The sequence below is a fragment of the Pseudomonas sp. C1C7 genome (assembly GCF_013359595.1).
Classification (GTDB): Bacteria; Pseudomonadota; Gammaproteobacteria; order Pseudomonadales; family Pseudomonadaceae; genus Aquipseudomonas.
The window spans coordinates 69,207-94,598 of the sequence record NZ_JABFMP010000002.1; the positions used below are offsets into that span (position 1 = coordinate 69,207).

General features: G+C 64.0%; 26 protein-coding genes. 11 read left to right on the forward strand and 15 right to left on the reverse strand.

Annotated features, from left to right (window positions below):
• Window positions 1-5 precede the first annotated feature (5 nt).
• The 10 genes from gspD to gspM are packed head-to-tail and all read left to right on the forward strand — an operon-like array spanning window position 6 to window position 8,747.
• Window positions 6-1,907, forward strand: coding sequence for a type II secretion system secretin GspD (gene gspD, locus HNO86_RS01955; protein ID WP_175375352.1), 1,902 nt, complete (start codon window positions 6-8; stop codon window positions 1,905-1,907).
• On the forward strand, window positions 1,904-3,373 hold the full coding sequence (gspE, locus tag HNO86_RS01960) for a type II secretion system ATPase GspE (RefSeq protein ID WP_175375353.1): 1,470 nt from the start codon (window positions 1,904-1,906) through the stop codon (window positions 3,371-3,373). The genes gspD and gspE overlap by 4 nt, the downstream gene beginning before the upstream one ends.
• Window positions 3,374-4,582, forward strand: a complete 1,209-nt coding sequence (gene gspF, locus HNO86_RS01965; RefSeq protein WP_175375354.1) for a type II secretion system inner membrane protein GspF — start codon at window positions 3,374-3,376, stop codon at window positions 4,580-4,582.
• A 3-nt stretch (window positions 4,583-4,585) separates the two neighbouring features.
• The gene (gene gspG / locus HNO86_RS01970) at window positions 4,586-5,035 is read left to right on the forward strand and encodes a type II secretion system major pseudopilin GspG (protein ID WP_175375355.1); all 450 of its coding nucleotides are present in this window, start codon (window positions 4,586-4,588) and stop codon (window positions 5,033-5,035) included.
• Window positions 5,036-5,038: 3 nt separating this feature from the next.
• Window positions 5,039-5,506: a type II secretion system minor pseudopilin GspH gene (gene gspH / locus HNO86_RS01975; protein ID WP_175375356.1), complete on the forward strand. Its 468-nt coding sequence runs from the start codon at window positions 5,039-5,041 to the stop codon at window positions 5,504-5,506.
• Window positions 5,499-5,870 carry a type II secretion system minor pseudopilin GspI gene (gspI, locus tag HNO86_RS01980; protein ID WP_175375357.1) on the forward strand — a complete coding sequence of 124 codons (372 nt, stop codon included), beginning with the start codon at window positions 5,499-5,501 and terminating at the stop codon, window positions 5,868-5,870. The genes gspH and gspI overlap by 8 nt, the downstream gene beginning before the upstream one ends.
• A complete protein-coding gene (locus tag HNO86_RS01985) occupies window positions 5,863-6,399 on the forward strand; it encodes a type II secretion system protein GspJ (RefSeq protein ID WP_175375555.1) in 537 nt (178 codons plus the stop codon). Before gspI ends, HNO86_RS01985 begins: the two co-directional genes overlap by 8 nt.
• A complete protein-coding gene (locus tag HNO86_RS01990; protein ID WP_175375358.1) occupies window positions 6,396-7,208 on the forward strand; it encodes a general secretion pathway protein GspK in 813 nt (270 codons plus the stop codon). Before HNO86_RS01985 ends, HNO86_RS01990 begins: the two co-directional genes overlap by 4 nt.
• A 4-nt stretch (window positions 7,209-7,212) precedes the next feature.
• Window positions 7,213-8,304, forward strand: coding sequence for a type II secretion system protein GspL (gene gspL, locus HNO86_RS01995; protein ID WP_175375359.1), 1,092 nt, complete (start codon window positions 7,213-7,215; stop codon window positions 8,302-8,304).
• Complete coding sequence (gspM, locus tag HNO86_RS02000; protein WP_256672531.1) at window positions 8,301-8,747, forward strand: type II secretion system protein GspM; 447 nt, start codon at window positions 8,301-8,303, stop codon at window positions 8,745-8,747. Before gspL ends, gspM begins: the two co-directional genes overlap by 4 nt.
• 106 nt (window positions 8,748-8,853) lie before the next feature.
• Here the strand turns inward: gspM and HNO86_RS02005 are convergent, their stop codons facing one another.
• Window positions 8,854-10,083, reverse strand: coding sequence for an MFS transporter (locus HNO86_RS02005; protein ID WP_372242506.1), 1,230 nt, complete (start codon window positions 10,081-10,083; stop codon window positions 8,854-8,856).
• Between the two features lie 152 nt (window positions 10,084-10,235).
• On the opposite strand from HNO86_RS02005, the gene HNO86_RS02010 reads away from it, so the two are divergent.
• Window positions 10,236-11,138 (forward strand): LysR family transcriptional regulator, encoded by a 903-nt coding sequence (locus tag HNO86_RS02010; RefSeq protein WP_175375361.1) that lies wholly within the window; start codon window positions 10,236-10,238, stop codon window positions 11,136-11,138.
• Between the two features lie 182 nt (window positions 11,139-11,320).
• On the opposite strand, the gene HNO86_RS02015 is transcribed toward HNO86_RS02010, so the two are convergent.
• The 14 genes from HNO86_RS02015 to HNO86_RS02080 form a co-directional block, all read right to left on the reverse strand.
• Window positions 11,321-12,547, reverse strand: a complete 1,227-nt coding sequence (locus tag HNO86_RS02015) for a beta-ketoacyl-ACP synthase (RefSeq protein WP_175375362.1) — start codon at window positions 12,545-12,547, stop codon at window positions 11,321-11,323.
• The gene (gene fabG / locus HNO86_RS02020) at window positions 12,547-13,275 is read right to left on the reverse strand and encodes a 3-oxoacyl-ACP reductase FabG (RefSeq protein ID WP_175375363.1); all 729 of its coding nucleotides are present in this window, start codon (window positions 13,273-13,275) and stop codon (window positions 12,547-12,549) included. Before fabG ends, HNO86_RS02015 begins: the two co-directional genes overlap by 1 nt.
• Entirely contained in the window at window positions 13,272-13,733 is a 462-nt protein-coding gene (locus HNO86_RS02025) for a hotdog family protein (protein WP_175375364.1), read from the reverse strand. The genes fabG and HNO86_RS02025 overlap by 4 nt, the downstream gene beginning before the upstream one ends.
• Window positions 13,730-14,920, reverse strand: coding sequence for a beta-ketoacyl-[acyl-carrier-protein] synthase family protein (locus tag HNO86_RS02030; protein WP_175375365.1), 1,191 nt, complete (start codon window positions 14,918-14,920; stop codon window positions 13,730-13,732). The genes HNO86_RS02025 and HNO86_RS02030 overlap by 4 nt, the downstream gene beginning before the upstream one ends.
• Entirely contained in the window at window positions 14,917-15,525 is a 609-nt protein-coding gene (locus HNO86_RS02035; RefSeq protein WP_175375366.1) for a hypothetical protein, read from the reverse strand. The genes HNO86_RS02030 and HNO86_RS02035 overlap by 4 nt, the downstream gene beginning before the upstream one ends.
• Window positions 15,525-16,247, reverse strand: coding sequence for a class I SAM-dependent methyltransferase (locus tag HNO86_RS02040; RefSeq protein ID WP_175375367.1), 723 nt, complete (start codon window positions 16,245-16,247; stop codon window positions 15,525-15,527). Before HNO86_RS02040 ends, HNO86_RS02035 begins: the two co-directional genes overlap by 1 nt.
• Window positions 16,244-17,491 carry an NAD(P)/FAD-dependent oxidoreductase gene (locus tag HNO86_RS02045; RefSeq protein WP_175375368.1) on the reverse strand — a complete coding sequence of 416 codons (1,248 nt, stop codon included), beginning with the start codon at window positions 17,489-17,491 and terminating at the stop codon, window positions 16,244-16,246. The genes HNO86_RS02040 and HNO86_RS02045 overlap by 4 nt, the downstream gene beginning before the upstream one ends.
• Window positions 17,478-18,638, reverse strand: a complete 1,161-nt coding sequence (locus tag HNO86_RS02050) for a sodium:proton antiporter (RefSeq protein WP_175375369.1) — start codon at window positions 18,636-18,638, stop codon at window positions 17,478-17,480. The genes HNO86_RS02045 and HNO86_RS02050 overlap by 14 nt, the downstream gene beginning before the upstream one ends.
• Window positions 18,635-20,986, reverse strand: a complete 2,352-nt coding sequence (locus tag HNO86_RS02055; RefSeq protein ID WP_175375370.1) for an MMPL family transporter — start codon at window positions 20,984-20,986, stop codon at window positions 18,635-18,637. The genes HNO86_RS02050 and HNO86_RS02055 overlap by 4 nt, the downstream gene beginning before the upstream one ends.
• Window positions 20,958-21,536: an outer membrane lipoprotein carrier protein LolA gene (locus HNO86_RS02060; protein WP_175375371.1), complete on the reverse strand. Its 579-nt coding sequence runs from the start codon at window positions 21,534-21,536 to the stop codon at window positions 20,958-20,960. Before HNO86_RS02060 ends, HNO86_RS02055 begins: the two co-directional genes overlap by 29 nt.
• 146 nt (window positions 21,537-21,682) lie before the next feature.
• A complete protein-coding gene (locus HNO86_RS02065) occupies window positions 21,683-22,108 on the reverse strand; it encodes a thioesterase family protein (RefSeq protein ID WP_175375372.1) in 426 nt (141 codons plus the stop codon).
• Complete coding sequence (gene hutH, locus HNO86_RS02070; RefSeq protein ID WP_175375373.1) at window positions 22,101-23,645, reverse strand: histidine ammonia-lyase; 1,545 nt, start codon at window positions 23,643-23,645, stop codon at window positions 22,101-22,103. Before hutH ends, HNO86_RS02065 begins: the two co-directional genes overlap by 8 nt.
• Window positions 23,626-24,567 carry a glycosyl transferase gene (locus HNO86_RS02075; RefSeq protein ID WP_175375374.1) on the reverse strand — a complete coding sequence of 314 codons (942 nt, stop codon included), beginning with the start codon at window positions 24,565-24,567 and terminating at the stop codon, window positions 23,626-23,628. The genes hutH and HNO86_RS02075 overlap by 20 nt, the downstream gene beginning before the upstream one ends.
• Window positions 24,564-25,298: a glycosyltransferase family 2 protein gene (locus tag HNO86_RS02080; RefSeq protein ID WP_175375375.1), complete on the reverse strand. Its 735-nt coding sequence runs from the start codon at window positions 25,296-25,298 to the stop codon at window positions 24,564-24,566. The genes HNO86_RS02075 and HNO86_RS02080 overlap by 4 nt, the downstream gene beginning before the upstream one ends.
• Between the last annotated feature and the right edge of the window lie 94 nt (window positions 25,299-25,392).

The following is a 25,392-nucleotide window of genomic DNA, read 5'->3' on the forward strand; positions in this document are numbered from 1 at the left end:
AATTCATGAACAGCTTCATTGGCGCGCAGGCTTTGCGCTCCATGTTTCTTTGCGTCTTGCTGGTGCTGGCGACGTTGCCGGGCACACCGCACGCCGCACAAGAAAAATGGCAGTTGGCGATGAACAACGCCGAACTGCGGGACATCGTCGAAGAGATCTCCAGCATTCTCGGCACCACCGTCGTGCTTGATCCGCGAGTCTCCGGGCGCGTCACCGTCATGTCGCCCAAGGCCCTCGATCGGGAAGGCGTGCGCCGGCTGTTCTACGCGGTGCTGGACGCTCACAACTTCACGGTCATCGATGAAGGCGACCGGATCCTCATCACCCCCGTGGCTGAAGCCAAGACCCGCGCCGGCACCAGCTCGGCAGCCAACGCCACGGCTTCGCAATTCGTCACCCAGGTCATCGAACTGAACACCGGCAGCGCCGCCGATTTTGCCGGGCTGGTGCGGCCGCTGGTGTCAGCCAACGGTTATGTCGGCCCTTCGACCTCGGCCAATGCGCTGGTGGTCACCGAGACTGCCGCCAACGCCCAACGTATCGCCCAGGTGGTGCGGCAACTGGATTCGGGGCAGGGCAACTTGCACACGGTGATCCAGTTGCAGCACGCCCAGGCCAGCGACGTGGCCGCGCTGATGGAAGCGTCTCTGGGCAAACGCAATGCCGAAAGCGTAATCCAGGTGTTGGCCGATACCCGCACCAATCGCCTGATCCTCATCGGCCCCGCCGCCGTCCGCCAGCGCCTGAGCGCGCTGGCTCGTGGCCTGGATGTGCGCGCCATGGCGAGCCCCGACAATGCCCGGGTGATCCGCCTGCGTCACAGCGATGCCAAGCAACTGGCGCAGATTCTGGAAACCATGGGCCAGGGCCGAAAGGCACCGGCACCCTTGGGCGGCGCCAAGGACAACACCTCCAGTTCGAACTTCATGATCAAGGCCGACGAAAGCCAGAACGCGCTGGTGCTGATCGCCGAGCCGGCGCAGGTGCAGACCATCGAAAGCATCGTGCGCCAGCTCGACCAGCCCCGGGCGCAAGTGCTGATCCACGCCGCCATCGTCGAAATCTCCGGCGACATTGCCGAGGCGGTGGGCGTGCAGTGGAACCTCAACACCGGCGATGCCAAGGGCTTCATCAACTTCCCCGGCACCGACATTCCCATCGTCGGCGGCCTGACCTTCGACGAGAAAAAATCGGCCCCGGAAGGCGCGTTGCTCAAGCTCGGCAGCGACCGCTTCGGCGCGCTGATTTCGGCCCTGGCCAGCAACACCCACAGCAACTTGCTGTCCACGCCGAGTCTGCTGACCCTGGACAATCAGGAAGCGGAAATCATCGTTGGCCAAAACGTGCCGTTCAAAACCGGCTCCTACGCCACCAACAGCAGCGGCGCCGACAACCCGTTCACCACGGTCGAACGCAAGGACGTCGGCATCAGCCTGAAGATCAAGCCCTACATCAACGAAGGCTCGACCCTGCGCCTGGAAGTCGAGCAGGAAGTGTCGGACATCGCCCCCTCGGTCTCCGGCATCGATTCCTCGGACCTGATCACCAACAAGCGCGCACTCAAGAGCACCATCCTGGCCGACGACGGCGAAATCATCGTCATCGGCGGCCTGATCCGCGACAGCGTGCGCACCCAGAAGAGCGGGGTGCCGCTGCTGCGCGACATCCCTTATCTGGGCGCGCTGTTCCGCTGGAGTCGCGACACCCAGACCAAAAGCAACCTGATGGTGTTCCTGCGCCCGACCATCGTGCGCAGCAAGGAAGATCTGGCCGACGTCAGCCGCCAGCGTTACAACGCGCTGCGTGAGCTGAGTCAGCCAAGGGCGCGGGACAACAACTCGTTGCTGCTGCCCGCCGATGCTCGCCAGTTGTTCGAGTCGGGCGTCGAGGCGCCGAACCTCCCATGAGCTGCCCGACTGAGCTGCCATTCGGCTTCGCCCGGCGCTTCGGCGTTCTGCTGGAGTGCGAGGGCGATGCGCCAAGCCTGGCCATTCGCGCCGATACACCGCTGACGGCGATTGCCGAGGCACGCCGGGTGTGTGGTCGGGATTTGCCCGTGCGGATGCTGTCCTCCGAGGTCTTCGCCACCCGTCTGGCGGCGGCTTATCGCGAGGGGCAGAGCGCCGCCGAACAGGTCGCCCAAGGACTCGATGACGAACTGGACCTGCTCAGTCTGGTAGATCAGGTGCCGCAAACCGCCGATCTGTTGGAGCAGCAGGGCGATGCGCCGATCATCCGCCTGATCAACGCACTGCTCAGCGAGGCCGTGCGTGAACAGGCGTCCGACGTGCATCTGGAAACCTTCGAGCAGTACCTGTCGGTGCGCATGCGCGTCGACGGGCAGCTGCGCGAAATGCTGCGGCCAAGACGTGAGCTGGCGACGCTGTTGGTGTCGCGGATCAAGGTCATGGCGCGATTGGATATCGCGGAAAAACGCGTACCACAGGATGGGCGCATGGCCCTGCGCCTGGCCGGGCACGAAGTCGACGTGCGGGTTTCGACGCTGCCTTCGGCCCACGGTGAGCGGGTGGTGCTGCGCTTGCTCGACAAGCAGGCCGGACGCCTGCAATTGCAGCGCCTGGGCATGCCGGACGATACCCTCGCCGCCCTGCGCCAACTGCTGGGCAGACCCCACGGCATCCTGTTGGTCACGGGACCGACCGGCTCGGGAAAAACCACCAGCCTGTACGCCGCCCTGAGCAGTCTGAATGACCAGACCCGCAACATCCTCACCGTCGAAGACCCCATCGAATACCACCTGCCGGGGATCGGCCAGATGCCGGTCAATCCCAAGGTCGACATGACCTTCGCCCGAGGCTTGCGGGCCATCCTGCGGCAAGACCCGGACGTGGTCATGGTCGGTGAAATCCGCGACCGCGAGACGGCGCAAATTGCCGTGCAGGCATCGTTGACCGGGCACCTGGTGCTTTCCACCTTGCACACCAACAGTGCGGCTGGCGCGGTCACGCGCCTGGTGGACATGGGCGTTGATGCCTATCTGTTGGCGTCGTCGTTGGTGGGCGTTCTGGCTCAACGTCTTCTGCGCACGTTGTGCGGGCATTGCAAAGTGTCTTACCGCGCCGACGCCCAAGCGTGCCAACGGCTTGGGCTGGATCGTGCGGCGCCTGCGCTGCTGTTCCGGGCAGGGGGCTGCGATCAGTGTCAGCACGGTTATCGCGGACGAATCGGGATCTACGAATTGATCGAGGTGACGCCGGCGGTGTCGGCGCTGATGCATCGAGGCGCCGGCGAGCAGGCGTTGATCGATGAGGCGCGCAAGGTGTCGCGCAGCCTGTTTCAGGATGGTCGCCAGCGGGTGCTGGACGGCATGACCAGTCTCGACGAATTGCTGCGCGTGACTCAGGAGGACTAAGTGCCGACGTTCGATTACCGCGCTGACAATGCCCAGGGCCGGCGCTGCAAGGGCCGGATTGAAGCCGATAGCCCGCGTCACGCCCGCCAGTTGATGCGTGAGCGAGGCTTGTGGCCGCGCGAATTGCAGGAGGTGCGGGTGGGGGGAGACAAAGGCCGGCAGCCACGCAGCGCAAGCCTTGGCGCGGCGGATCTGGCGTTGTTGACGCTGCAACTGTCCACCCTGGTTCAGGCCGGTCTGCCGCTTGAGGAAGCCCTTGAGGCGGTGGCGAAACAGAGTGCCAAACGCAAGGTCGCCAGCCTGCTGTCGGCGGTCAGGAGTCGAGTGATGGAAGGGCATGCGCTGTCCACTGCGCTGGGCCAGTTTCCCAAGGCGTTTCCCGAATTGTTTCGCGCCACCGTCGCCGCCGGTGAACGGTCCGGTCATCTGGGTGACGTGCTCGAGCAACTGGCGGCATACACCCAGGCGCGCCAGGCCTCGCGACAGAAAATCCAGATGGCCCTGGTGTACCCGCTGATCCTGATGCTGAGCAGCGTGGTGATCGTCGGTTTTCTGCTCGGTTACGTCGTGCCGGACGTGGTGAAGATCTTCGTCGACAGCGGGCAGGCGTTGCCTTGGCTGACCATTGCGCTGATCGGTGTGAGCGATGCCTTGCGCAGTCATGGCCTGCTGTTTCTCGGCGCCCTGGCTGCACTGGTCGGCCTCTGGCGCGGGAGTTTGCGCCAGCCCCTCTGGCGGTTGCGCTGGCACCGCCTGGCGTTGAACCTGCCAGTGATCGGCGAAGTGCTGCGGGCGATGGAAGCCGCGCGGTTTGCCAGCACCCTGGCGATTCTCGGCAAAAGCGCCGTGCCCTTGGTCGACGCCCTGGAAATCGCCGCCGCCGTGATCGGCAACCTGACCATCCGCGCACGCATGGTCGATGTCGCCCGCTCGGTCCGCGAGGGCGTCACCCTGACCCGCGGCCTGGAACGCAGCGGCGACATCCCGCCGATGATGTTGCACATGATCGCCAGCGGCGAGCGTGCCGGAGAACTCGACCGCATGCTGGCCCGCGCCGCCGAACAGCAGGAAAGCAGCCTGGCGGCACGCATCGCTCTGGTGGTGAGCCTGTTCGAGCCGGCCATGTTGGTGCTGATGGGCGCCGTGGTGCTGCTGATCGTCCTGGCCATCCTGCTGCCCATTCTCAGCCTCAACCAATTGGTGAATTGACCCATGCAAGCCTCACGTCCCAGCAAATCCCAGCGCGGTTTTACCCTGATCGAAATCATGGTGGTGGTCGTCATCATCGGCATCCTCGGGTCCATCGTGGTGCCGCAGTTCATGAGCCGTCCCGATCAGGCCAAGGTCACCGCGACCAAAACCGATATCCAGGCCATCGCCACCGCGCTGGAAATGTATCGCCTCGATAACTTCCAGTACCCCTCGACGCAGCAGGGACTGGAGGCGTTGCACAATCGCCCTTCGGGGCTGCCGGCCGCGCGCAGCTGGAACCCTCAGGGTTATTTGAAAAGCTTGCCGGTGGATCCTTGGGGCACGCCCTATCAATACCTCAACCCCGGTGTGAAGTCGGTCGATGGCAGCTATGACCTTTACTCCCTGGGCTCCGATGGCGTGGTGGGTGGCGAGGGGCATGCGGCCGACATCGGCAACTGGGGTGGCTGATTCATGGGGCGTGGCTGTCGGGGATTCACATTGCTGGAACTGATGATCGTGATCGTGCTGATCGGCGTGCTGCTGGGCATGGTGAATTTGGCCGCTGGCATCAATCCGGCGCGGCAGGCGAGGCAGGAAGCGGACGTCCTGACGGGCGTGATCCGGCAGTTTCGCGAGCGCGCGGTGCTGGAAAGCCAGGAGTACGGCGTGCGTTTGAGCAACGAGGGTTATCGCACCTTGCGTCTGGGCATCAGTGGCTGGGAGCCGGTCACGGCGCTTCATCGCTGGCCGGCCGATTTGCGCCTGCGCCTGCAGCACGACGGCTATTTCGTGAGCCTGGCAAGCGACGAAGGTCCGCCGCAATTGCTGCTGCTCAGCAGTGATGAAATCAGCGCCTTCAGCCTGACCTTCGAAAGCGCCGGTCGCAGCGGGTTGAGCCTGTCCAGCGATGGCATCGGCGAGGTGGTGATCGATGGCTAAGCGGCGCATGGGCGGCTTTACCCTGCTGGAAATCATGGTGGCGCTGACCGTGTTCGCGACACTGGCCACGGCCGTGTTGTCCGCCAGCCAATACGTGCTCAGGCAGGCCTCGACGGTGGAAGAACGGTTACTCGCGGCCTGGGTGGCGGACAACCAATTGAATGAGCTGCGTCTGCAAAACGAGTCGGATTTCGGGCAGTCGCAGCGGGTGGTGAATATGGACCGTCGGGACTGGATCGTTCGCCGGCAGGTGGGTTCGTCGAGCGATCCGCGCCTGATCAGGATCGATCTTCAGGTCAGCCTCGCCGGACGCGATCAGACCCTATACCGCGCCAGTGCCTGGATCCCCCATCGTGATCAATGAGCAGCGCGGTTTCACCTTGCTGGAGCTGGTGATCGCCCTGGCGATATTCGCCTTATTGGGGCTGGCCAGCTGGACGCTGTTCGACGGTGTCGTGCGCGTGCAACAGGGCACCCAGGGCCACGAGCGCGAGTTGCGCAGCCTGCAACGCGCCGTGGCCCTGATCGAGCGCGACCTGCTGCACATCACCGAACAACCCATCGTGCTTACGCCCACGCAAGTGCACTGGCAGCGGGGCAATTGGCGCAACCCGCTGGATCAGCCACGCAGCGAGCGCCAGGCACTGACGTATCGGCTCGACAGCGGCGTGTTATGGCGCGAGAGCCGCAGTGAAGGCGCGCTCCAGGTACAACGGCAAAAACTGCTCGACGATGTCCGGCAGCTGAGCTGGCGCCTGTTCGACGCTCAAGACGGCTGGCGAAACGATTGGCCGAGCGGGTCGAAGGCGCCGCTGGCGCTGGAAGTGCAACTGTCGGCAGGGCGCTTCGAAGGGATCCGCCGCGTGTTGCTGTTGCCCGGTGCATTGCCATGAGGGCACGGCAACGGGGCGTTGCGCTGATCAGCGTGTTGCTGGTCATGAGCCTGGCGTTGTTGATCGTTGGCGGCGTTCTACGCAGTCATCGTTTGTTGCTGCAAAGCAGTGGGCAGCAGGTGCAGCAGATGCACCTGCGGCAGTTGGCGGTTACCGGGGAAGTCTGGGCGTTGGCAGCACTGAAAAAACACAGCGAGCCAATGGCCGAACGCAACGCATCGTTCGACATTGACGGTGCGCGGATCCAGGTCGAGATCGAAGACCTGGCCGGGCGTTTCAATCTCAATGCTCTGCTCAAGCAAGGGCAGATCGATCAAGTCACCCTCAATCGCTGGGCACGCCTGTTGGCGCTGCTGGAGTTGCCAGAAGTGCGGCTGGAGCAAGTCGGCGCGCTGCGGGAACTGAGCCAACTGCGACTGCTGCCGGGCATCGACGGTCACTGGCTGCGTCGACTGGAGCCTTGGGTCGCCCTGTTACCCACGGACGCCGCACTGAACATCAACACCGCCCCGGCACTGCTATTGCGCAGCCTCGATGGCATTGACGGTGCGATCGCCGACGCGTTCGTGCAACAGCGAGCCGCCACTCCATGGCCAAGCGTCCAGGCCTTCACCCAGGACCCGTTGCTCGCCGGTGCTGGCGTGAGCAGCCATGGTCTTGGCATCGACAGTCGCTGGCTGCGTATCAACGTTCAGGTGGCACATGGACCGAATCGATTACGCCTGGCCACCGATGTCGAACGCGACGCCAAGACCGGTCAGCTCAATGTCCTGCAACGTCGATTGCTGCCACCAAATCCCAAGAGATGACTCCATGAAAACCTGGCTTTACCTGACGGCCGAAGGCCTTGCTGCGCCATCGCTCGACTGGCCGTGTTGCCTGTGGTCCCAGACCGGCGGACGACAAACCCTGCCTTTGAGCGAGGCGGCGCGAAGGCTCAAGGGGAAGGCCGTCGAGCTGTTGTTGCCCATGGAATCATGCAGCTGGCTGCGCAGTGAGTCATGGCCTTCCCGGCGTCGACCGGACGCCAAAGCCCTCGCATTCGCCGTTGAAGAACAATTGAGCGAAGCGCTGGAGAGGCTGCACTTGAGTGTCGGCCGTCGCGATCCACAAGGGCGCTATCCCCTGATGGTGATAGGTCGGGAGCGTTTCGCCGGTGTGCTGGCGTTACTAGCCCAAAGCGCGGTCGAGGTGCGTTCGGTGTTCGTCGATGCCGATCTGCTACCGGCGGATCAGGCCTTGGGCGCGCGATGGTTCGGCCGCTGGCTGTTGGGGGGCGCGCTGGAGGCTCGCCTGGCGCTCGGGGACGAGGCGTTGGCCTCGCTCAAGCCTTGCCTGCCCGCCGACATGCAGTGGCACCCGGACGATGTCGATCATTGGTTAAGCGGCGAACACAGTCAGGCCATCAACCTGCTGCACGGCGATTTCGCCTTGGGCCGTACGCCTTTGCCCTGGCGTTTCGGCGCGATGGCGGCCTTGATCCTGGTGCTGCTGACCTGGGGCGCCGGTGAGACGCGAGTCCGTTTTCTCGAACATGAAAGCCGGCAGATTTACAGCCGCAATGAGCAGCAGTTCAAGGCGCTCTATCCGGAGCAAACCCGCATCGTCGACCTCGCGGCGCAATTTCGAGCCCTGCAGAGTCAGGGGGCTCAGGCACAAGGCAGTCACATCGCCAACCTGGTCAAGCTGGTCGAGCAGGTCGTCGGTGCCAGCCATGTCGAAGTGCAGCGTATTGAGTTTCGCGACGGCGACGGCTGGAAAGTCCAACTCACCGCCAACAGCTTTGCCGAGCTTGAGCAGATGCGCGAGCGGGGGCGGCAGCAGGGCTTGCCTGTGCGTATCGACAGTGCGAGCAAGGATCGAAATCGGGTGCAGGCAACCTTGACCATGGAGCAAGGCGCATGAAGTTCACAGGTTTTATGGCGAAGTGGCAGGGCTTGTCCCTTCGCGAACAGCGCATGGTGTTGATCCTCAGCCTGTTTGTCCTGAGCGTCGCGGCATTCGGCCTGATCTGGCAACCCACGCAACAACGGCTGGCGGTCGCCGAGCGTCAGCATCGACAGCAAATGGCCCTGGCCGCGCAACTGCAACAGGCGCTGCCGCGCACTCATGCACCGGGCCCCGTTGATCAACCTTTGTCACTACGCATCAGCGAAAGCGTCGCCGCCACAGGGCTGGAATTGCATCAGATGGACACCGACAACGACCTGCTGCGCCTGACCCTCAGCGGCGAGGCGAGGGCATTGCTGTCATGGCTCGACGGCCTGGAGCGCGACGGCGTTACCCTGCAATCGCTGATGCTGGAAAAGCGTGAAGCGGTGCTGCATGCGCAGGTGGCCGTCAGGTGACCCCTGTAGGAGCTGCCGCAGGCTGCGATCTTTCTACAACAAGATCAAAAGATCGCAGCCTCGTTGCACTCGACAGCTCCTACACAGCTTCTACAGGGGAGTGGGTTCATTGCAACGGCGGCAATTTCGCCAGCTTCAGCGCCACCGCCAACGCCACTAGCAGCAACGCACCGATGAACAGGCCGATACCATTCCAGCCGCCCACATGCCAGAACACACCGCCGGCTGTACCGGCAACGCTTGAACCGGCGTAGTAGCTGAACAGGTACAGCGAAGACGCCTGGCCCTTGGCCTTGAGGGCGCGGCGGCCGATCCAGCTGCTGGCCACCGAATGGGCGCCGAAGAAGCCGAAGGTGAACACCAGCATGCCGAAGATCACCAGCGGTAGCGGTGTGAACATCGTCAGGGCAAGGCCGGCGATCATCAGTGCGATGGTGCTCCACAGGACTTTGCGTCGCCCGAGTTTGTCCGCCAGGGCACCGATTTTCGCCGAGCTGTAGATGCCCGACAGGTACACCACCGACAGCAGCCCGACGAAGGCCTGTTCCATGTGGTACGGCTCGGCCAGCAAGCGGTAGCCGATGTAGTTGAACAAGGTGACGAACGCGCCCATCAGCACGAAGGCTTCAAGGAATAGCAGCGGCAGACCGGCATCGCGAAAGTGCAGGATGAAACCGTCGAGCAGGCTGCGCGGGTGCAGCGAACGGGAGCGGAAGTTGCGCGATTCGGGGAGGATCTTCCAGAACACCGCCGCCGCGATCAGTGCCAGACCACCGATCACCAGCATCGCCGTGTGCCAGCTGATGAAGTCGATCAACACCCCTGTGATCAAGCGCCCACTCATGCCGCCGATGGCGTTGCCCGCGATGTACAGGCCCATGGCCAAACCGAGGTGCTGCGGGTGGATCTCCTCACTCAAATAGGTCATGGCGACCGCCGCCAGACCGCTCAGGGACAAGCCAATCAGCGCCCGCATTACGAGCACACCTTCCCAGCTTGGCATCATCGCACTGGCCATGGTGCACAGCGCGGCGGCAAACAGCGCCGTGACCATCACCGGCTTGCGCCCGACGCGATCGGACAAGGGGCCTGTGATCAACAGGCCGATGGCGAGCATGCCCGTGGCCACCGAGAGGATCAGGCTGCTCTGCGCTGCATTGATCGAATATTCGTGGGACAGCATCGGCATCATCGGCTGCACGCAGTAGAGCAGGGCGAAGGTCGCGAAGCCGCCGCAGAACAGCGCCAGCACCGTACGCATGAAAGCCGGCGTGCCTTTTTCGATGTAGATCTCTTGCAGTTCGGCGACGACATCCTCCACGGCAGCGGGAGAAATTTCATGGGCGAGTGGAGCGACAGCAGTTTTCACGGTGGACCTCGGTAGCACACAGCCGGTCAGGCAATGAAAAAAGCATATAGCTGGCTAATGATTCAATCCAATATATTGTTCGACCTGTTTGATAGCTTTAACGACCTAATGAGGTTTCCATGGAATTGCGTCATCTGCGCTACTTCATCGCCGTCGCCGAGGAACTGCACTTCGGCCGCGCCGCACAGGCCCTGGGCATCTCCCAGCCGCCGCTGAGCCAGCAGATTCAGGCGCTGGAACAGGAGCTCGGCGCGCGCTTGTTCGAACGTACCAATCGTCGGGTAGAACTGAGTGAAGCCGGTCGGCTGTTCCTGGAAGAGGCGCGACTGGTGCTGGCGCAGGTCGACAAGGCGGCGGATGTGGCGCGGCGGGCGCAATTGGGTGAGCTTGGCGAGCTGAAAATCGGCTTCACCTCGTCGGCGCCATTCAATACCACCATTCCCCAGGCGATCTTCGAGTTCCGCCAGCGCTTCCCGGCGGTGCACCTCAACCTGAGGGAAATGAGCAGTACACAGGTGGCGGATGCGCTGGTGGACGAGTCGATCGAGGTCGGCATCATGCGCCCGCTGGGCTTGCCGGATTCGCTCAGCGTGGTCGAGCTGATGCGCGAGCCGCTGGTCGCGGTGCTCAGCTCCAAGGACCCGTTGGTGGAGGGCAGTGAAGAGGGGCTCTACCTGTCCGCCCTGGCCCTCGAACCTTTCGTGTTTTTCCCGCGCAGCTACGGCAGCGGCCTCTATGCCCAGTTGTTGAGCCTGGCGCGGGATGCCGGCTTCAGCCCGCACTTCGCCCAGGAGGCCGGGGAGGCAATGACCATCATCGGGCTGGTGGCGGCGGGATTGGGCGTATCGGTGATGCCGGCATCGTACCGACGGATGCGCATCGACGGCGTGGTCTACCGACCCCTGCTGGACCCGGCGGCGGAGTCGGCGGTGTGGCTGGTGCAGCGCAAGGACCAGAAGTCGGCCATGGCGCGGGCGTTTGTGGAGTTGTTGACCAGTAAGGTTGAGTCGCTGAAGTCCTGACGGCTGCGCCATCATCGCGGGCAAGCCCGCTCCCACAATGGTCGAGAGTGGCTGAAAAATCTCTGCTTCACCCGAAAACCTGTGGGAGCGGGCTTGCCCGCGATGGAGGCGCAGGCAACGCGGGGATTCAGGCGGCCCGCGTTATCGTTGACGACCATCGCGAGCAGGCTCCCACAGACTGATTATTGCCAGCGCTTGAAAATCAGCGAAGTATTCACCCCGCCAAACGCGAAGTTGTTGTTCATCACGAACTGATTACTCATCTGCCGGAACTCGCCACGCAGGTAATCGAGCTTGCCGCAGTTGGGGTCGACTGCATCGAGGTTTAGCGTGTGAACGTACAGGTCGCGGTTGAGCATTTCGATGCTGAACCAGGACTCCAGCGCGCCGCACGCGCCGAGGGTGTGGCCGAGGAAGCTTTTCTGCGAGCTGATGGGCATGTGTTCGCCGAACAGGCTGCTGGTGGCCAGGGTTTCGGCGATGTCGCCTTGTTCGGTCGCGGTGCCGTGGCCGTTCACGTAGCCGATGGCTGACGGCTCAAGGCCCGCATCTTCCAGCGCCAGCTCCATGGCCCGGCGCATGGTGACCTGCTCGGGGCGGGTGGTGTGCTGGCCGTCGGCGTTGCTGCCGAAGCCGACGATCTCCGCATGGATATGCGCACCCCGCGCCAGGGCGTGCTCCAGCTCTTCCAGCACCAGCATGCCGGCGCCTTCACCGATCACCAGACCATCACGACCGGTGTCGTACGGACGCGGAGACAAGTGCGGCGTGTCGTTCTTCAGGCTGGTGGCGTAGAGCGCGTCGAACACCATCGCTTCGGTCGGGCACAGTTCTTCGGCGCCGCCGGCGAGCATCAGCGGCAGGCGGCCGAACTTGATCGCCTCGTACGCATAACCGATACCCTGGCTGCCGCTGGTGCAGGCGCTGGACGTCGGGATCAGGCGCCCGGTCAGACCAAAGAAGATGCTGATATTGGCCGCCGTGGTGTGCGGCATCATGCGCACGTAGGAGTTGGCGTTAAGACCTTCGGCCACCGAATTGAGCAGCATGTTGCCGAACGCCTTGATCTCGTCGGTGCTGCCGGTGGAGGAACCGCAGGCCACACCCATGCGCCCGTCCCTGATCGATTCGTCGCCCAGCAACCCAGCGTCCGCCAGGGCTTGCTCCGAGGCACCCACCGCCAGACGCGAAACCCGGCCCATGCTGCGCAGTTGCTTGCGGGTCCAGTGACTCGGCACCTTGAAGTCATCGATAGGACCGGCCAGACGGGTGTTGAGTTCGGTGAAACGATCCCACTCGTCCATCCGGCGGATACCGCTCTGATTGGCCGCGAAGTGGCGGGCGATGGTGTCCCAGTCGCTGCCCAGTGAGGTGATGCCGGCCATGCCGGTGACGACGACGCGCTTCATCAGCACAGGCCTCCGTTGACCGCCAGCACCTGGCGGGTGATGTACGAGGCTTCCGCCGACATCAGGAAATTCACCGCGCCGGCCACCTCTTCCGGGGTGCCCATGCGTTGTGCGGGGATCATTTTCATCAGTTCTTCCACCGGCACGTTTTCATCGAGCATCGCTGTGTCGATCAGGCCGGGGGCGACACAGTTGACGGTGATCTTGCGCTTGGCCAGTTCCGTGGCCAGCGCCTTGGCCGCGCCGATCAGACCGGCCTTGGAGGCGCTGTAGTTGACCTGTCCACGGTTGCCGATCAGCCCCGACACCGAGGTGATGCAGACAATCCGCCCGGCGGCGCGACGACGGATCATCGGCATCATCACCGGGTGCAGCACGTTGTAGAAACCGTCGAGGTTGGTGCGCATCACCACATCCCAATCATCCTCGCTCAGCGCCGGAAAAGCACCGTCACGCGTCAGGCCGGCGTTGAGCACCACGCCGTAATAGGCGCCGTGGGCTTCCACATCGGCTTCCAGAACGGCCTTGCAGCCGGCGCGGTCGGACACGTCGAATTGCAGGATGCGCGCACTGCGGCCCAGGGCTGCGATTTCGCCTTGCACCGCTTGTGCTTCGGCAAGGCCACTGCGGCAATGCAGCACGATGTCGTGCCCGGCCTGGGCTAGGCGCAGGGCGATGGCGCGGCCGATGCCACGGCTGGAGCCGGTGACCAGTACGGATTCACTCATGACTGGACTCCAGCAGGTTCATGAAGATATTGAGTGGCCTGAGGCGGGCGATACACGTTCAGGCGGGCGCTGGCGTGAATGCCGGCCCCATTGATATGGCATTCGAAAACCCCCATGCCGTTGTCGTCTTCCAGCGAACGCAGGCCGTGGATGGTCAGCTCGGTGCCGGCGGGAAAACTCTCGACGTTGCATTCGAACTTGCGGCTGCCGAGCAGAAAGCCCAACTCCACCTCGTCACCGCGCTGGCGCGCATGGCAACCGGCGAACGCGGCGACGCTCTGGGCCATCAGCTCGATGCCGACCCAGGCCGGCAGGCTGCCGTCGGGGCGATTGAACAGCCCGGTGGGCTTGACCGTGAGGCGGGTGTGAATCTGCTCGGCATCGAACGCGAGGATCTGATCGATGAGGATCATGTCGCCAGCGTGAGGCAGCAGTTCGGCGAGCGGCCAGTCAATCATGGGGCGTCTCCGATAATCAGGCTGACGTTGTTACCACCGAAGGCGAAGGAATTGCTCATCAGGTAGCGGGGACCAGTGGACGCCAGGCGCGTGCTCGGGGTCACCCAATTGAGGGCCGGCAGCTCGGGGTCAGGCTGGTTGTCCCAGACGTGCGGGGGCAGCGCCTGGTTGTCCGCTTTCAGGCTCAACCAGCAGAACGCCGCTTCCAGAGCGCCCGCAGCGCCCAGAGTGTGGCCGGTCATGGGCTTGGTCGAGGAGCAGAGCACGCCCGTCGGGAACAGCGTATTGACCGCCGTGCTTTCCATGGCGTCGTTGTGCTGGGTAGCGGTGCCGTGCAGGTTCAGGTAGCTGATCTGCTGCGGTTGCAGGCCGGCGCGGCTCAGTGCCTTGCCCATGGCTTGCAGCGCGCCACGGCCAGTCGGCTCGGGGGCGGAGATGTGATGGGCATCGGAGCTGGCGCCGCTGCCGAGCAGGGCAATCGGGCGCTCACCGACAGCCTGCCTGCTCATCACAAACAGCACCGCCGCTTCGCCAATGTTGATGCCGTGGCGATTCACCGAGAACGGGTTGCAGCGCTGATCGGACACCGCCTCCAGCGACGAGAAACCGTTGAGCGTCAGCTTGCACAGGCTGTCGACGCCACCACACAGCACCACGTCGCAGACGCCCAGGTCCAGCAGGCGCTGGGCACTCATCAACGCCCGGGCGCTGGAGGTGCAGGCGGTGGAAATCACGTAGGCCGGGCCACTGAGTTGCAGCCACTCGGCGAGGAAATTCGCCGGGGCGCTGAGTTCCTGTTGCTGGTAGTCGTATTCGGCGGGGAACTGACCGGCATCCAGATAGTGGGCCAGGCCCTGGCTGGCTTCTTCGATGCCCGACGTGCTGGTGCCCAGCACCACGCCGATGCGGTCGCGGCCATAGGTCTGGATGGCTTGCTCGATGTCTTCGCGGATCTGCAGGGCAGCGTCCAGCAACAGGCGATTGTTGCGGGTGTCCTGCCGCGACAGCTCGGCCGGCAGGGCCGCCAGTTCGCCCTGGACCGAACCCACCGGCAACGAACGATCCGCAACCCAGCCGGCTTCGCTGCGCATGCCAGAGCAATCGCCGGCAAACAGATTGCGCGCGACTTCGTCCTTGCCACGGCCCAGGGAGCAGATCATCCCGAGGGCGTTCAGACAGGCGCTCATGGGGTCTCCCCGCTCAGCGGCGTGACGTGGTATTTGGGGCCTTTGGGCAGATTCAATTCAAAGTTCATCGGTTGTGCGTATCGGACGTCCCAGCGTTCTGGCAAGGCGCGTTGTGCGCCATGTTGCCAGGCGTCCGGGTAGTTGACGTTCAGTTCGTCCCTGGTGGTCAGCGCAAACAGCAGCGCGGCGAACAGCTCCCGGGCTTCGGGATTCGGCGGCAGCAAGCCGTCGGCCTGCCATTTGCCGTGCACCAGCTTCTGCCGGGCCTGGGGAATACCCAGCAGGTCCATCATCGACCAGCGGATGGCCGGGCCTTCCTGCTGGATCACCAGCACCCAGTCCTGGCGCTGGTCGTCTTGCAGGCGCTCGATGTGCAGTTGCAGGGGCAGGGGGAGTGTCGGTGTCTGCTCGGGCAGCGGTGGGCTGCTGGAGCAGGCGCTCAACAGCAGGACAGCACAAAACCAGAGCAAACCACGTACCCATGTGGGAGCGGGCTTGCCCGCGATGACGGCAGCACATTCAACATTAATGTTGGCTGACAGACTGCTATCGCGGGCAAGCCCGCTCCCACAAGGTACGCATTTCAAGCGACTGGAACGGAGCATCAAACACCACCCTCCAACGGCTTGCGCGCCACCACATTGACCAACGTCTCTTCCCGCTGCCCAAACGGCTTGGGCTTGTACCCCAACACCTCGAGCAACCCGAAATCCGTGGACCGGCTCCACCACAGGTAGGGATAGGACACATTCCGCGCCGCGAATTCGAAACCCTGCCCGCGAATCATCTCCAGGTACTGCGCCGCGCTTTTCTGCACCTGCATCGGGTGCCTGAACAGCCAGCGAATGACCCAGGTATCAATGTAGGCCTCGGTGGATTCGGCGAACAGCAGGTAGCCGCCGGGCTTGAGCACGCGATAGAACTCCGCCAGGGCCCTTTCCTGCTCCACCAGATGATGGAAGGTCTGGTGGCAGAACAGCAGGTCGACGCTGGCGTCGGCCATCTTCAGGTTCGCGCAGTCGCTGTCGATCAACTCCACCGCCATACCCAGATTGACCGCCTCGATGCGGCTGCGTTGCAGGCTCTGCGGGTCGGCGTCGACACCGATCAGACGGCCGGGCATGAAGGCCTGGCGCAGGTATTTGAAGGACTTGCCCTGGCCACAACCGGCGTCCAGCAGCACCGGCTGGCTCGGCAGGGCTTCGCTGAACAGGCCGCGCAAATCCTCGATCGCCACCCGCAACACATAGTGCTGCCAGGTGCGGCTGCGCAAGAACCACAGACCGAAGCGGGTTTCTTCGACGTAGTTGTCGCTCGAATAGGTCATGTCGCCGTCCTTGCACAAAATTCTGAAATCACCTTCAACCGCCGCCGGGCTTCGCTGACGAACGGGTTGCGTTCGTCCCAGGCGTAACCGGCGAGGATCGAACTGATCATGCCGCGGATTTCCCGTGAGCTGCCTTCATGGAAGATCACGTCCTGGAACGTCCCGTCGTACCAGCCTTCGACGTAGCAGCGGAAGGTGTCGACACCCCGTTTGAGCGGGACGGCGAATTCTCCCTGCCAATCGACCGTTTCGCCCTGCAACTGGCGGTGCACCAGGCCCGCCGCCATGCTCGCCGAACGCATGGCGATGGTGACGCCGGAGGAGAATACCGGGTCGAGGAACTCCGCGGCATTGCCCAGCAGCGCAAAGCCCGGCCCGTGCAGGGTTTTGACGTTGGCCGAGTATCCACCGATGGTGCGCGCCGGGGTATCCCACACGGCATTTTTCAGCACACTGGCCAGGCTTGGAGTGTCGGCGATGAAGCTGCGCAAACAGGCATCCAGATCGTCGCTGCGGCCTTCGAAGTGCTCTGCGGCGGCCACCACGCCCACCGAACAGCGGCCGTTGCTGAACGGAATGGTCCAGAACCAGATGTCGCGCCGGGTTGGGTGGGTGGTGACGAGGATCTTGCTGCGATCGAAATCCGGCTGGTCGATGCGGTCTTCGACGTGGGTGAACACCGCCTGGCGCACCGGGAAGTTCGACGGTGCTTCGAGGTCGAGCAAACGCGGCAGGACGCGACCGTAGCCGCTGGCGTCGAGCATGAAATCCGCCTCGATGCGGTATTCGCTACCGTCTTCGCGACGCACGCCGAGTTGGGGCCTGGCGGATTCGTTATCGACGCTGACGAGGGTTTCACCAAAGCGGATCTCAACGCCTTGCAACGCCGCCTGCTCGGCCAGCAACTGGTCGAAATCGGCGCGCTGCACCTGGAAGGTGGTGGTCTTGCCGGGGGTGAAGGCTTCGGCGAAATCGAAGGCACTGTATTGCTCGCCCCAGGCGAAGGCAGCGCCGGTTTTCACCTGGAAACCGGCGGCGTTGACCGCCTCGAGCATGCCGGCTTCCTCGACGAAATCCAGGCAATGGGCTAACAGACTTTCGCCGATGGAAAACCGTGGGAAATGCTGGCGCTCGATCACCAGCACATCGTGGCCCTTGCGCTTGAGCAGTGCGGCGGCGATGGCGCCCGAAGGGCCGGCGCCGATGACCACGACCTGGCGACGTTCCATTTCAGCGGTGGGCATGGGGGCTCCTTGCCGGGGCGGCAGCGTTCTGGGGTATTCGGTGCATGCCGGCCAACGCCGGCAGCAATGTCGCGATCAGGCCCATCACCATCAAAGCGAAATACAGCGCCGGGCTGATGAGCTGTTGTTGCAGTAAAAGATTGAGAAAGACAATCTCGCTCAGGCCGCGAATGTTCAGCAGCACACTTTCCCGCCAGCGGCTGGCGCCGGGGAACGAAGCGCCGGCCCAACCCAGACCGAGCCAGTTGCCGAGCATCTTGCTGGCGATCGGCAACAGCAGCAGCGCCGCCAGTTGCACCCAGCCCAGGCTGCTCATGGCGCTGTGAACGTCGATCTGCACGATGCCGAAGGTGAGGATCAGCGGAATTGCCACGTAGGTCTGCAGGCGGCTCATCCAGATCGCCGGTAGCGGATGGGTCAGCGGTGCGTTGAGCGCGGCCATGATCAGCACGTAACCGATGCCGAAAATCAGCGCGTTGAGCTTGTAGTGCTCGGCCACCACCAGCAATCCGAAAAAGCCCAGGCTGTACAGCCACAGCTGGCGCAGGCCCAGCAGGCGCAATGCCAGCGGCAGGCAGGCGCCGGCCAGCGGCAGCAGCAGGCTGCTCAGGTGCAGGGTGCCCTGGGCGATGGCGAACAGGGTCCAGCAGGTGAGGTCGATGAGGATCGCGGTTTGCACCAGTCGTCGGGTGGCGGCGGTGGGGTAATCGATATGCCGCAGGTACAGGTACAGCACCGCAATGGCGGTAATGGCGAACAACAGGCCGACCGCCAGGGAGCTGATCCAGGGTTGTGGCGGCAGCAGCCAGATCGCCGTGGCCAGGCCGCAGGCAAAGGGAATGCAGAAACTCGGCAGGGCGATTTTCAGGCTCTGGCGGTCCAGTTGCAGGTCGATCACGTCGCTGAGGATGTAACCCAGCAATAGCGCGAAACTCAGGCTGTAGAGGTTTTTCAGCCAGATCGGCGCCACCAGTGCCGCGCCGCTGAGCTGCCAGTGCGGCTCGACCCAGAAGTGCATCAGCAACGGCAGGCCGACGGTCGCGAGCAGCAATTGGCTGACGATGGGAATGAGGCCGAAGTGGCGGCCGACGCGGGTGGCGACAGCGAACAAGGCCAGGGCCATGGCCCAGAACAGCGCGATCATCATGCCGTCGGCTCCGCGACTGTGGCCGCATGCGGCTGGCGTCCGGCCCAGGGCGCCAGCATGAAGCTGAACATCAGGCCCAGGCTGACCGACAGGCCGAAATTGCTCACCGCCGGCGTGCTCGACACCGCCAGCAGGCCGAACGACAGCCAAGTGGTCAGTGCCGCGAGCAAAGTGCCCAAAAGGCTGACCGCCGCGCCGCCCACCTGCTCGCGCATGAGGATCGCGTAGTCGACGCTGATCGCCGTCACCAGCAGCAGGCCGAACAGGCTGAACAGGGTCAGCGGCTGCCCCAGCCAGCCGAGACTGGCCAGGCTGCACAGCGCCGCCAGCAGCGGCAGGGAGACAATGCGCAACGCGCCACCCAAACCGAACGGCAGGATCAGCACCAGCACGATCAGCACGCAGGAGGCGAGTTTAAGCTCGGCGGCGCTGATTTGCGTCGCGGCGAACACCGCATTCAATTCACCGAGCCGGTCCACCAGCTTCACGCCGGGCAAGTCTTCGCCCTGGACCCGTAGCAGGGATGGATTGCTCAGGCCCTGCAAACTCACCATCGCCGCCACGCCATTCTCGGTCGGCCCCAGCCACAGCGGGCGATAGGGTTCGGCCAATGGCCCGGCCAGCGCAGTGTCGATGTCCTGAGTCGGCAGCGCCTGTAATCGGCGCAGTTCGGCGCGCAACGCATCGACCGGCACACCGACTCCGACCAATGGCTGCCAGAACGGCGGCAGCTTGCCCAGCGCCTCGCGCACTCGTTGCTGTTCACTTGGCTGGCTGACCAGTTGATTGAGCGACAGGTAGCCCTCGAGCTTGTCCAGATTGACCAGCTGATCCAGGCGCTCATCCAGGGCGCTCAGGCGCTGGAGCAATTGCTGTTCATCCGCCGCCTGTACCAGGAAGAACTGGCTGGTGGGTTGATAGCCGGTGATGCGCGCGATGGTCTTGGCTTCGTCGGTCAGTTGCTGCGGCGCGCCGACCCATTGGCGGATGTCGTTTTTCGTTTCCAGCTTCAGCAGGCCGCCGGAGCAGAAGGCGATCAGCAGGGCCAGCAGGACCGGGGTGCTCAGGTGCTTGAGCAGGGCTTCTCGACGGCCCAGCAAAAAGCCGGACACCCGCAGCGGCCAATGCGCCGGGCGCAGCTCGACGCCCATGAGCAGCGCCGGCAGCAGGCACACGGCGGACAGGTAGGCACCCAGCAGGCCGGCGGCGGAGAACACCGCGATCTGGGTCAGCGCCGGGAACGGGGTCCAGGCCAGCGCCAGGTAACCGATGGCGCTGGTGATCAGGCTCAGGGTCAGGCCCGGCAAGGTCAGGCGAACGGCCGGCCAGCTGCGCCAGGGCTTCAGGCTCCAGCTCTTGGACAGGTAATGCAGGGGGTAGTCGATGGCGACACCGATCAGGCTCGAGCCCAGCACCAGGGTCATCACGTGCATGTGGCCAAACAGCGCCACACAGGCCACCGCACCGAACAGCATGCCCACCAGCACCGGCACGAAAGCCAGCAACACCCGCCAGCGACGGAAGGCCAGCAACAGCAGCAACAGAATGCCGAGCGTGGCACCGCCACCGACCCAGGTCATCTCGCGGGTGGCTTGCTGCTGGCCGTTGGCGGCGTACAGCAGGCCGCTGGCCGCGAGTAACTGGACGTCGGATCTGGCGGCTTCTGCGCGGCTCTGTTCAAGCAGGTTCGCCACTTGCAACGGCAGGTTCATGTCGAAGGCGTTGCCGGTGGCGCGGGCACGTACCAGCACCCAGCTCTTGCCGTCGGCATCAGCGATCAGCGCGCCGCTGCCGATGTCCAGTTGCACCGCGCCGTGTTGCGGCTGGCTGTTCTGGATGCGTCCGGTCAGGCCCAGCCAGTCGTCCTGGCTGGGCACCAGGCTGAAGCCGGTGAAGGGGTCGAACAACGCCTGCACCCGTTGTTGGATGAAGGCATCGGGGTGTTCGATCAGTTGCTGGCGATCCTCCGCCGAGAGCATCGCCAGACGGCCTTGCAGCAGTTGCGTGCGCAGCGCCGGCAGGTCCGCTTGCAGGTTCCACTGGACCTTCTCGAACAGGCCGCTGGCCTGCCACTGTTCGCTGAGTTTCTGCGCCATGGCGACGGCCTGCTGGCGGTCAGTGTGGCCGACCAGCACCAGCATTTCGCGGTTGAGCGGTTCCTGCATGCGCTGTTCGGCGCGTTGTTCCAGAGCGTCGGGCGCAGTGCCGGGCACCAGTTCCATCAGGTTGGCCGACAGCGGTGCGCCGTCACGCCACTGCCAGCCGGCGAGCGCCAGCACTGCCAGCAGCAGGATCAGGAACAGGCGAGGCAGCAGGCGCTCACTGGGCAAAGTCGTGTTGCTCCGCATCGCTCAAGGGTTGGGCGCTGGTGCTGTCCTGCATGCGCAGCAAGGTGCTGTCGCCCTGGGTTTCCAGCAGTTCGATGGTGCTCACCAGTTCTGAGCCGGTGATGTTGATCTGGTTGAACACCTGCTTGAGCAGCATCGATCGCGGCACCAGGGTCAGTTTCCAGTTCTGCGCGTCGCCACTCAGGGACAGCTCGAAATCCCGTTGCAGACCGCTGCTGTCGCCTTGCAGCACGGCGAGGAACAAGCGGTTCTGCTCGGCCCCGGCGCTCTTGCCCGGCAGCATCTGCCAGCCGCTGGCATCCCGCCGGGCGATGCCCTTGGCGGTGATGCGGTAATCCTGTTGCAGCGGGGTTTTGAGCAGCCACAGCAGGCCGTGGTCTTTCGCCAGGACGAAGGTGCCCTGGCTGGTCAGCGGCTGGGGCAGGGCGCGCAGGTGTTTTTCCTGGACGAAGTGGCCGTGGATCACATCGGGTTTGGCCAGTTGATCGCTGAGTTGTTGCAGGTCGAAGGCCTGGGCCAAGGAAGTGAATCCGAAGAACAACAGGAACATGTAGCAGCTGCCGAGCCCGCGAGGCTGCGTCCGGCGGCGAAGCCGTCGCAAAACCTGCGCACGCGGGGTTTCAGCAAGAACGCAGGGCGACTGTTGCGCAGTCGGACGCAGGCTTCGCCAGCTGCTACAGAGGATTTGCAGTGGGTTCATGAGAGTACCCGCTCGACGGCATCGGTGAAGACTTTCGGACAGGCCAGCTGCATCTCGCGCGTGCCCATGTCGACGGCGACCTGCACGGAGACGGCGCGGGTCATGCGTTCGCCGGTTTCCAGGTCGCTGATCAGGTAGTTGATCTTCAGACGGTTCTCCCACTCCACCAGGTTGGCCCGCACATTGAGCTTCTGGCCGAACACCGCGCCACGGATGTAGCGCAGTTGCAGGTCGATCACCGGCCACGCGTAGCCGGACTCGACCATGGCGGTGTAGTTGTGGCCGATCTTGTCCAGCAACGCGCAGCGGGCGACTTCCAGGTACTTCACGTAATGGCCGTGCCAGACCACGTCCATGCTGTCCACGTCGAAGAACGGCACGAGGATTTCCGTATCGGTGTGAAGCACTCCCTTGCTACGCATGCAGCCTCCAGTGTTGTTCGGCGATTCGTTGCAGGCACAGGCGCAGTTCGCCTTCCAGGGCACGGTCTTCGATGACGGGCGCAAAGTCCCGGGACAATTCTTCGTGCATGGCGGCCAGGGCCGGTGGCAGCGCTCGCGCATCTTCGGCCTGTCCACGCAGCCAGACGCCTTGATTGGCGGCGAGCAAGGTGGCGGCGGCGACCTGTTCGGTGAGCTCCAGCACACGGATCGCGTCGCGGGCGGCGATGGTGCCCATGCTCACCTTGTCCTGGTTGTGGCATTCGGTGGAGCGCGAGAACACGCTGGCCGGCATGGTGTTTTTCAGGGCTTCGGCGGTCCAGGCGCTGGCGCCGATCTGCACCGCCTTGAAGCCGTGATTGAGCATCGCCCGCTCGGCGCTGGCGCCGGACAGGTTGCTCGGCAAACCGTGGTTGTAGCGTTCATCCACCAGCAGCGCCAGTTGCCGATCCAGCAGGTCGGCGACGTTGGCCACCAGGTTCTTCAGACTGTCCATGGCGAAGGCGATGTGCCCGCCATAGAAGTGCCCGCCGTGCAGCACGCGCTCGGCTTTGGCGTCGATGATCGGGTTGTCGTTGGCGCTGTTGAGCTCGGTCTCGATGAACGAGCGCAGCCAGTTCAGGCTGTCGGCCAGCACACCCAGTACGTGGGGAGCGCAACGCAGGGAGTAGCGGTCTTGCAGGCGATGCAGTTCCGGCATCGGGGCGTCGATGGCCAGGTCCTTGCGCAGCCATGCGGCGACCTGCATCTGCCCCGGATGGGGTTTGGCGGCGAACAGGCGCTCGTCGAAATGCTCCGGATTGCCTTGCAAGGCAACCACATTCAGCGCGGTGATGCGCGTTGCCAGTTGCAGCAGATAGTCGGCGCGGGCGTAGGCCAGGCAGGCGAGGCCGGTCATCACCGCCGTGCCGTTCATCAGCGCCAGGGCCTCCTTGGGGCGCAGCACCAGCGGCTGCCAGCCAAGTTCGCGATGCACGTCGGCAGCCTGCCGGCGTTCGCCGCGATACATTACTTCGCGCTCGCCGGACAGGGTCGCGGCGACATAGGACAACGGCGTCAGATCACCGCTGGCGCCCACCGAGCCTTCTTCCGGAATCAGCGGCAGGATGTCGTGTTCAAGGAAGGCTTGCAGACGCTCCAGCAGCTCCACGCGCACCCCGGAAACCCCGTGGCACAGCGACTGCAACCGCGCCGCCAGCACCGCGCGAGTGGCCTGGGCGTCGAGCAGTTTGCCCAGCCCGCAGCCATGGAACGTGAACAGGTGCTGCGGCAACGCCTCGACGTGATGCAGCGGCACCGCCACCACGCAGGAATCGCCGTAGCCGGTAGTCACGCCGTAGATCACGCCTTCCTTGTCCAGCAGCGAATCGAGGAAACGCGCGCCCTTGGCAATGCGCTCGCGGTAGGCGGGATCATCCTGCAGCTGCGCGGGGGCCTGACGGTTGGCCAGGACCAGCACGTCTTCGATGCGCAAAGAGAGTTCGCCGAAGGTTACCGGCTCAAGCGTTGGCGTCGTCATCGGTCTTCCAGAAAGGGTAAAAGTTGAACCATTGTTGAGGCGCTTGCAGGCAATAGTGACTCAGGCGCTCGGCATAGCGGGAGGCCCACTGATGAATGACCTGCTCGCGGTCGCTGCGCTTCCAGGTGATGGCCTGCGCGAAGGGTTCCAGGGTCAGGCGATAGTCGCCGTCGGGCTTCTTCAGGCACATCAGCAGATTGATCGGGCATTTCAGCAGGCCCGCCAGCAACCAGGGACCCTGGGGGAATCTGGCCGGGTGGCCGAGGAAGTCCACGGTCACGCTGCGCCCGCCGTGCAGCGGCACGCGATCACCGGCAATCGCCAGCCACTCGCCGCGCTCAAGGCGCTCGTGCAGTTGCAGCATGATCACCGGGTCCAGTTCGCTGACCTGAATCAGGCGCAAATTGGTCGCCCCGGCCTCGCCCAGCAAACGGTTGAACTGCTCGGCGTGCTTGGTGTGCACCAGCACGTTCATGGTCACCTTCTCGCCGATTTCCGCCAGCGCGCGGCAGACTTCCAGATTGCCCAGGTGCGCGCCCACCAGCATCTGTCCGCGACTGCCGCGCAACTGGTCGCGCAACAGCGCCGGGTCGATGATTTCGATCTGCTCGATGCTCAGCTTGCGGTTCCACACGTCGAGCTTGTCGAGCATCGAATCGGCGAAGGCCATGAACTGGCCGAACACTCGCCAGTGAGTCGGGCGCAATTCGCTGCGACCGGACCAGTCGGCGAGGCGTTGCTGGTATTGCCAGGCACTGTGGCGGGCGCTGCGGCCGAACAGGAAGAAGTACAGGACGATGCCGTACAGAATCGGGCTCAGCAGCCGGCGGCCGAGCACTTTGGCGCCGAACGCGGTGAGCTTCATCAGCCAGAAGCTTCCGCGTTCCTCACGGTCGGCCCAGTGCTGTTTATCGGTGCTCATGCGCGCCACCGTCGCCAGAGAATCACGGGCGAGCGCAGCAGCATGCCGAAGAACAGGCGGGTGTGCATGCTCGATATCAGGACGTTGTCGTGGAACATGCGAAAGTGCGAAACGCCATCCAGCGGGTAATGAACCCGGGTTTGCAGCCAGCGCATCGGCTGGTTGCGCCAGGCCAGACGCACGAGGATGTCCGAGTCGAAATCCATGCGCTTGCCGATCTTTGCGGTGTCGATCAACGCCAGCACCGGTGGCAGCGGGTAGACGCGAAAACCGCACATCGAATCGCGGATCTGCAGCGACAGGGTGTTGATCCAGACCATCACGTGGGTCAGGTAACGGGCGTACAGGCGGCCCTTGGGCACGCTGGCGTCGTACAGCGGATAGCCGCAGATCACCGCGTCAGGATGGGCGCGGGATTGTTCGATGAAGGTCTTCACGTCCTGCAGGTCGTGCTGGCCGTCGGCGTCCACCTGCAGGGCATGGGTGAAACCCAGGCGGCCCGCTTCGCGCAAACCGGTCATCACCGCACCGCCCTTGCCCTGATTGGCGGCGAGGCGGATCAGGTGAACCTTGTCGCGTTGGGCCAGTTGGTCCAGCACCCTGGCGCAGGCCGGGTTGCTCGCGTCGTCCACCAGAATGCATGGCAGATGGCAGGCGAGCAGCGCCTCGACCACGGTGGTGATCGCGGTTTCGTGGTTGTAGACCGGGATGATGGCGCAGGGGTTATGCATGGGCAGTCACACCTCGCCCCTGCAGCAGCTGCCGAAGGCTGCGTCCGAGCGCGAAGCGCTCGCAAACCGGCAGACGCGGTATTTCGGTCCGGAT

Bases quoted from the DNA above. Each gene is read 5' to 3' on its own strand.
- gspD (WP_175375352.1), top strand. From the start codon at position 6: ATGAACAGCTTCATTGGCGCGCAGGCTTTGCGCTCCATGTTTCTTTGC.
- gspE (WP_175375353.1), top strand. From the start codon at position 1,904: ATGAGCTGCCCGACTGAGCTGCCATTCGGCTTCGCCCGGCGCTTCGGC.
- gspG (WP_175375355.1), top strand. From the start codon at position 4,586: ATGCAAGCCTCACGTCCCAGCAAATCCCAGCGCGGTTTTACCCTGATC.
- gspH (WP_175375356.1), top strand. From the start codon at position 5,039: ATGGGGCGTGGCTGTCGGGGATTCACATTGCTGGAACTGATGATCGTG.
- gspI (WP_175375357.1), top strand. From the start codon at position 5,499: ATGGCTAAGCGGCGCATGGGCGGCTTTACCCTGCTGGAAATCATGGTG.
- HNO86_RS01990 (WP_175375358.1), top strand. From the start codon at position 6,396: ATGAGGGCACGGCAACGGGGCGTTGCGCTGATCAGCGTGTTGCTGGTC.
- gspL (WP_175375359.1), top strand. From the start codon at position 7,213: ATGAAAACCTGGCTTTACCTGACGGCCGAAGGCCTTGCTGCGCCATCG.
- gspM (WP_256672531.1), top strand. From the start codon at position 8,301: ATGAAGTTCACAGGTTTTATGGCGAAGTGGCAGGGCTTGTCCCTTCGC.
- HNO86_RS02010 (WP_175375361.1), top strand. From the start codon at position 10,236: ATGGAATTGCGTCATCTGCGCTACTTCATCGCCGTCGCCGAGGAACTG.
- HNO86_RS02015 (WP_175375362.1), bottom strand. From the start codon at position 12,547: ATGAAGCGCGTCGTCGTCACCGGCATGGCCGGCATCACCTCACTGGGC.
- fabG (WP_175375363.1), bottom strand. From the start codon at position 13,275: ATGAGTGAATCCGTACTGGTCACCGGCTCCAGCCGTGGCATCGGCCGC.
- HNO86_RS02025 (WP_175375364.1), bottom strand. From the start codon at position 13,733: ATGATTGACTGGCCGCTCGCCGAACTGCTGCCTCACGCTGGCGACATG.
- HNO86_RS02030 (WP_175375365.1), bottom strand. From the start codon at position 14,920: ATGAGCGCCTGTCTGAACGCCCTCGGGATGATCTGCTCCCTGGGCCGT.
- HNO86_RS02035 (WP_175375366.1), bottom strand. From the start codon at position 15,525: ATGCTCCGTTCCAGTCGCTTGAAATGCGTACCTTGTGGGAGCGGGCTT.
- HNO86_RS02040 (WP_175375367.1), bottom strand. From the start codon at position 16,247: ATGACCTATTCGAGCGACAACTACGTCGAAGAAACCCGCTTCGGTCTG.
- HNO86_RS02045 (WP_175375368.1), bottom strand. From the start codon at position 17,491: ATGCCCACCGCTGAAATGGAACGTCGCCAGGTCGTGGTCATCGGCGCC.
- HNO86_RS02050 (WP_175375369.1), bottom strand. From the start codon at position 18,638: ATGATGATCGCGCTGTTCTGGGCCATGGCCCTGGCCTTGTTCGCTGTC.
- HNO86_RS02055 (WP_175375370.1), bottom strand. From the start codon at position 20,986: ATGCGGAGCAACACGACTTTGCCCAGTGAGCGCCTGCTGCCTCGCCTG.
- HNO86_RS02060 (WP_175375371.1), bottom strand. From the start codon at position 21,536: ATGTTCCTGTTGTTCTTCGGATTCACTTCCTTGGCCCAGGCCTTCGAC.
- HNO86_RS02065 (WP_175375372.1), bottom strand. From the start codon at position 22,108: ATGCGTAGCAAGGGAGTGCTTCACACCGATACGGAAATCCTCGTGCCG.
- hutH (WP_175375373.1), bottom strand. From the start codon at position 23,645: ATGACGACGCCAACGCTTGAGCCGGTAACCTTCGGCGAACTCTCTTTG.
- HNO86_RS02075 (WP_175375374.1), bottom strand. From the start codon at position 24,567: ATGAGCACCGATAAACAGCACTGGGCCGACCGTGAGGAACGCGGAAGC.
- HNO86_RS02080 (WP_175375375.1), bottom strand. From the start codon at position 25,298: ATGCATAACCCCTGCGCCATCATCCCGGTCTACAACCACGAAACCGCG.